Source organism: Vreelandella sp. L-15 (assembly GCF_056857635.1).
Genome location: NZ_JBSXNN010000041.1, coordinates 70275 through 76274 on the forward strand (window position 1 = coordinate 70275; position 6000 = coordinate 76274).

The following is a 6000-nucleotide window of genomic DNA, read 5'->3' on the forward strand; positions in this document are numbered from 1 at the left end:
GTATCATTTCAAATAATTCGGTAGCTTCATGCTAACCGAATTTTTTTGTTTCCAAACTCCCTCAAACTGCTCTAACTAGCTGACGAGCGCCTATTTTTACGCTACGTTAGCGACGACGCGCTGTGCTGCCATTAAAAGTCGATACAGAGCGCATGAATAGCCGAAGAGATCGCAAACGCGTTTTGAAATGGACCAAAGATATCGAAATGCATAAAGCACAATAATGCAGTGCGCATAATTAAAATTTTTGGGACAGACCTATGAAACCCGTCATTGCGTTTATTTGCCTTGGCACACTTACCGTCCTCTCGTTTCAAAGTCATGCTGCTGAGGAAGATAGCGATTTACCTGACTGGGCAGAGGAGCGCGTTGAGCCATTTCGAGCCAACGTTGGCAACTGGGTCGACAATACCTCTCGCAACATTGATGCATTTTTTGGGGGCGGCGAGTCCGCAACCGTCAATAATGAATCCTATCTGCGCCTTGGCCAGGAAATTGATTGGATGGAAGGTGATGGCACTAGCGGCGATATTAGTGTCCGCTACCGGATCGACTTGCCTACGACAGAAGAGCGTCTACGCCTAGTCATTGAAAGCGACCCCGAAGAATCACAAGGCACGTTGACAGATCAAGGCTCCGGCCGCCTCTATAACGACCAGCGTGACCGCAGCACCTCCACCTTTGGCCTGGACTGGCTAGAGAGCCGTGATAAGCGCGAAAACTGGAGCAACCGAATTGGCGCGGGTATTCGCCTTCGCATGCCTCTGGACCCTTACGTACGCTTTACCAGTGAGCGGCTTTGGGATATTGGCGACGGCCCCTGGCAGTTAGAGTCTTTCAACCGAGTATCCTGGTTTAATAATGATGGTTACTCAGCGCGTACTACTTGGGACATGGGCCGACCGCTATCGGAAAATCGCCATCTACGCTTCATTACCACGGTTCAATGGCGCGAAGAAGAAGACACCTTAGAATATAGCGAAGTGGCTGAGCTGAATCAGCGACTAAATGACCGCAGCGCCATGCGCTACTCTGCCATTGCGATTGGTGAAAGCGCTTCTAACCCGCGCATGACCAATTACTACCTACAGACGCGCTACCGTCGCGATCTTCATAAAGGGATTCTGTTTGGCGATGTGATTCCTGAACTGCATTTCCAGCGTGAAGATAGCTACGACCCGCGCTGGGCAATGACCGTACGCCTAGAAATGTACTTTCAGCGGGCAATTCAGCGGGACTACTTTGAGTTTTAGCGCTGCTTAACACAACCCCCTAGCCGATGAGCATCAGCGCACTATATGGCCAATGCTCATCGCTTTTTGGTTAAAGCCGCAAACCACCGTCGCATTCAATAATACGTGCAGTGAAGTAGTCGTTATCAAACACAAACGCCACGCTTTGAGCAATATGGTCAGGCTCACCTAAATGCTTTAATGGAACGCTGGCGGCAATTCTTTCCAGCATGTCTGGGCGCATTGAGGCAGTCATCTCAGTCTCGATAAACCCTGGCGCCACTGTACCGGTGCGAATTCCATAGCGCGCCAGCTCTTTCCCCCATGTCACCGTTAGCGCATGTACCCCCGCCTTTGCCGCTGCGTAGTTACTTTGCCCCATATTACCCGCACGGGAAATACTAGAAATATTGACGATAACGCCTTCGTGCCCAGCCTCGACCATGTGCGTCGCCGCTTCACGCCCACATAGGAATACACCTGTTAGGTTAACGTCCAGCACACGCTGCCATGAAGCGAGCGACATGCGCTTTTCTACAACGCCACCTTTCGCTTTAATCAACATCCCATCGTCAGTAATGCCTGCATTATTCACACAGCCACTGACAGGCCCCAAGCGCTGGGCGATATCAGCGAAGACATGCTGAACCGATTGCTCGTCTGCCACATTAGCAACAAATGCATGGGCAGATACGCCCTCAGAACCAAGCGCAGAGACCGCGCCATCTAAAGCCTCTGCACTCATATCAACGAGGGCAATCTGAGCACCCCGCTTGCCTAACCGCTTGGCAATGGCAAACCCTAATCCACGGGCACCACCGGTAATCGCCACCACTTTTTTATCTAATTGCATCTCTTTCTCCTTAAGCAAGCGTGCTGACAGCTAGCGAGTACCAACAACACGCACTCTCTCACCCACATTTGTGCACCGCAGCATATAAGAGCCAGTTTAAAATATCGAGCAGCCTTTGGCTTGCCAAACCACACTTGCTGCTTGTTTTTTATATTTCTGTCACCATATTCAACGATTACGCCTGTTTTGGAGTCGTCCATGCCTATTCTTCTCTTTATTTCGCTGTTCACTCTACTGGACTTTGTGCTGCTTTTTACCATCGGCGGCCAAATAGGCCTGCTAACCACGCTTTTATTAGTGCTAGGCACAGGCTTTATCGGGCTTTACCTCATTCGCAAGGAAGGCGTTTCTACTTTTGCCCGCGCACGCCAGCGCATGCAGATGGGTGAAATACCTTCCCAAGAGCTGCTTACTGGAGCTGCGCTAATCTTTGGTGGGGCGCTTTTGCTCGCCCCGGGGTTTCTATCGGATGCACTGGGCATTGCCTGCCTCATACCCAATGCGCGCCAGTTGCTGATGAAAGCGCTGACCTGGGCGGGGCTCAAAACCGCAACAGCCAAGCAACACACTTACCAGAGCGGCTCTTCAGGCTGGGAGCAGAACACTCAGCGCGACTATTCCAACACGCAAAACGGCCCAATTGAGGGAGAGTTTATTAGCGGCGACGATACACCCCGCCGGCGCTAAGTGCTTATCGCCTTTGCAAACCGCTATTGTGTAATTTTTTTCTTATCCACCCCTTGAAAGGTGTTGGCTAGCCCCCATTTTTGAGTCAGCACACAGGTTCGGTGAAAGCTACGCTTTCGCCATAAACATGAAGGCAACGTGCCTTCACTTTCCGAGGGCTTAGCCCACGGAAATCACTTTAAGCTAACTGCCCTTTTTGGGCTTTGACGAACCTCAGGAGAACGTGAGCATGAATATCCGTCCTTTGCACGATCGCGTTGTGATCCGTCGCGTGGAAGAAGAGCAGAAAACCGCTGGCGGCATCGTGCTACCGGGTAATGCACAGGAAAAACCCACGCGTGGCGAAATCCTGGCTGTTGGCAATGGCCGCATTCTCGACAACGGCGACGTGCGCCCGCTGGATGTAAAAGTTGGCGATACGGTGATTTTCAAAGACGGCTACGGCGTTGAAAAGCAAAAAATCAACGGCGAAGAAGTTCTGATCATGAGCGAAGCCGATATCCTGGCCGTCGTTGAAGGCTAATCCGCATCGGCTACTTACTTTCACTTTTCTATTTCAATATTTAGGAAGTAACGAACATGGCAGCTAAGCAAGTTAAGTTTTCTGATGATGCTCGTAAACGCATGGCGCGCGGCGTCGACATTCTGGCAAACGCCGTAAAAGTTACGCTGGGCCCGAAAGGCCGCAACGTAGTGCTGGACAAGTCGTTTGGCGCACCGACTGTGACCAAAGATGGTGTATCGGTTGCCAAAGAGATCGAACTGAAAGACAAGTTCGAAAACATGGGCGCCCAGATGGTAAAAGAAGTTGCTTCAAAAACTTCTGACGCTGCGGGTGACGGCACCACCACCGCCACCGTTCTGGCTCAAGCGATTGTCGCGGAAGGCCTGAAAGGCGTTACTGCCGGTATGAACCCGATGGATCTTAAGCGCGGCATCGACCAAGCGGTCGCTGCGGCGGTGAAAGAGATCCAGGCAATGTCTGTACCCTGCACCGACACCAAATCCATTGCCCAGGTAGGCACCATCTCTGCCAACGGCGACAAGCGCATTGGCGAGATCATTGCCGAAGCGATGGAGAAAGTAGGTAAAGAAGGCGTCATCACCGTTGACGAAGGTCGCGGCTTCGAAGACGAGCTGGAAGTCGTCGAAGGCATGCAGTTCGACCGTGGCTACCTCTCGCCCTACTTCGTCACCAACCAAGACACCATGACGGTTGAGCTGGAAGACCCATACATCCTGCTCGTCGACAAGAAAATCTCCAACATCCGCGAGCTGCTGCCGGTGCTGGAAGCTGTTGCCAAGCAAGGCAAGCCGCTGGCCATCATCGCCGAAGATATCGAAGGCGAAGCGCTGGCAACGCTGGTCGTGAACAACATGCGCGGCATCGTGAAAGTCGCGGCTGCCAAAGCACCTGGCTTCGGCGACCGTCGCAAAGCCATGCTGCAGGATATCGCTATCCTGACGAACGGCACCGTGATCTCCGAAGAAGTAGGTCTGACCCTTGAGCAGGCAAACCTGGATCACCTGGGTACTGCCAAGCGCATGACCATGTCCAAAGAGAACACCACCATCATCGATGGCGCAGGTGCCGAGGACGACATCGAAGCGCGTGTTAACCAAATCCGCGCGCAAATCGAAGAAACGTCCTCTGACTACGACAAAGAGAAGCTGCAAGAGCGCGTTGCCAAACTGGCAGGCGGCGTTGCCGTTATCCGCGTCGGTGCGGCGACCGAAGTCGAAATGAAAGAGAAGAAAGCACGCGTCGAAGATGCGCTGCACTCGACTCGCGCTGCCGTAGAAGAAGGCGTCGTACCTGGCGGTGGTACTGCCCTGGTTCGCGTGATGGCCAAAGTACAGGGCCTGACCGGTGACAACGAAGATCAGAACCACGGTATCAACATGGCGCTGCGTGCCATGCAGGCACCGCTGCGTCAGATCGTCACCAACGCGGGCGAAGAAGCCGCTGTGGTCATCAATCGCGTCAAAGATGGTGAAGGCAACTTCGGTTACAACGCGCAAACCAGCGAGTACGGCGACCTGTTCGAAATGGGTGTTCTCGACCCGGCAAAAGTAACCCGCACTGCGTTGCAGTCTGCTGGTTCCGTTGCTGGCCTGATGATCACCACCGAGTGCATGATCGCCGACGACCCGGAAGAGAAAGAAGCTGCCCCGGACATGAGTGGCATGGGCGGAATGGGTGGCATGGGCGGAATGATGTGAGCCCCACCACCTCGCTCTGACGTAAAACGTCCTTCAGAACCCCGCTTCGGCGGGGTTCTTTGCGTGTTACCATCCCCTTTCTTCTTGGCAGCTTTCAGGTTCGACGTCCCGTGCTTTCCAATATTCGTATCGTGCTGGTACACACCTTTCATCCCGGCAATATTGGCGCCACCGCCCGCGCCATGAAAACCATGGGCCTGACCCAGCTGGTGCTGGTCAACCCACGTGCTTTTCCTGACGAAGAGGCCACTCGACTGGCGGCGGGCGCTACCGATGTGCTGGACAACGCACGCTGCGTCAGCACCCTGGAAGACGCCCTGCAGGACTGCGTTCAAGTGGTCGGGGCCAGTGCCCGATTACGCAGCATGCCGCTCCCCCACTTCGACGAACCGGACGACATGGCACACCAGGTCATCGTCAATGCCCATCAAGCCCCCGTGGCGCTGGTGTTTGGCCGCGAGCGTTCCGGCCTGACCAATGACGAGATCCGCTGCTGCACCCACCAGGTCAGCATACCGGCCAATCCGGATTACGGCATTTTGAATCTCTCGCAAGCCGTGCAGATTCTTGCCTATGAAGTGCATCGCGCCTGGCGACGGCGCGACGACAGTGATTTCGTCTATCAACGGCCCCTGGAAGCGGCGCCGCCCAGTCGCGAACAGTTTGGCTACTTCCAGGAGCACCTGGGTCGGCTCATGCACGAGAGCGGTTTTTTGACCCAGCCCCACGCACGCACCGAAGAGCAGTTGCAGGCACTGTTCTCACGTGCCCAGCCAAGCCGCAAGGAATTATCGCTACTCCGTGGACTACTGAGCGCCTTCGAGGCACACCTGCCCAAACAGTAAGCAGCGCACGCCAACCGCCAGACAGCGAGTAGGGTGAGGCGTCTCCGCCTCATCCCTCTCACAGAACCGTACATACGGACCACGTATACGGCTCATGCCATTAACTTACCCCGAATTCGGGGACAGTGATGCCGGTTCTGACCCTGGTCAGATCCAATAA

General features: G+C 54.2%; 6 protein-coding genes. 5 read left to right on the forward strand and 1 reads right to left on the reverse strand.

Annotated elements, in window-relative coordinates:
* Nucleotides 1–260: 260 nt before the first annotated feature.
* Nucleotides 261–1253, forward strand: coding sequence for a hypothetical protein (locus tag AC13CY_RS05580; protein WP_062374391.1), 993 nt, complete (start codon nt 261–263; stop codon nt 1251–1253).
* A gap of 70 nt (nt 1254–1323) precedes the next feature.
* Here AC13CY_RS05580 and AC13CY_RS05585 read toward each other — a convergent pair whose 3' ends face one another.
* The gene (locus AC13CY_RS05585; RefSeq protein WP_074210646.1) at nt 1324–2085 is read right to left on the reverse strand and encodes an SDR family oxidoreductase; all 762 of its coding nucleotides are present in this window, start codon (nt 2083–2085) and stop codon (nt 1324–1326) included.
* Nucleotides 2086–2283: 198 nt separating this feature from the next.
* On the opposite strand from AC13CY_RS05585, the gene AC13CY_RS05590 reads away from it, so the two are divergent.
* From AC13CY_RS05590 to AC13CY_RS05605, 4 genes are all read left to right on the forward strand, one after another.
* Nucleotides 2284–2772, forward strand: a complete 489-nt coding sequence (locus tag AC13CY_RS05590) for an FxsA family protein (RefSeq protein ID WP_044628008.1) — start codon at nt 2284–2286, stop codon at nt 2770–2772.
* Nucleotides 2773–3001: 229 nt separating this feature from the next.
* The gene (locus AC13CY_RS05595) at nt 3002–3295 is read left to right on the forward strand and encodes a co-chaperone GroES (protein WP_044628009.1); all 294 of its coding nucleotides are present in this window, start codon (nt 3002–3004) and stop codon (nt 3293–3295) included.
* 56 nt (nt 3296–3351) lie between these two features.
* Nucleotides 3352–4995: a chaperonin GroEL gene (gene groL, locus AC13CY_RS05600; RefSeq protein ID WP_062360682.1), complete on the forward strand. Its 1644-nt coding sequence runs from the start codon at nt 3352–3354 to the stop codon at nt 4993–4995.
* Nucleotides 4996–5105: 110 nt separating this feature from the next.
* Nucleotides 5106–5840 (forward strand): RNA methyltransferase, encoded by a 735-nt coding sequence (locus tag AC13CY_RS05605; protein WP_062360679.1) that lies wholly within the window; start codon nt 5106–5108, stop codon nt 5838–5840.
* Nucleotides 5841–6000 lie beyond the last annotated feature (160 nt).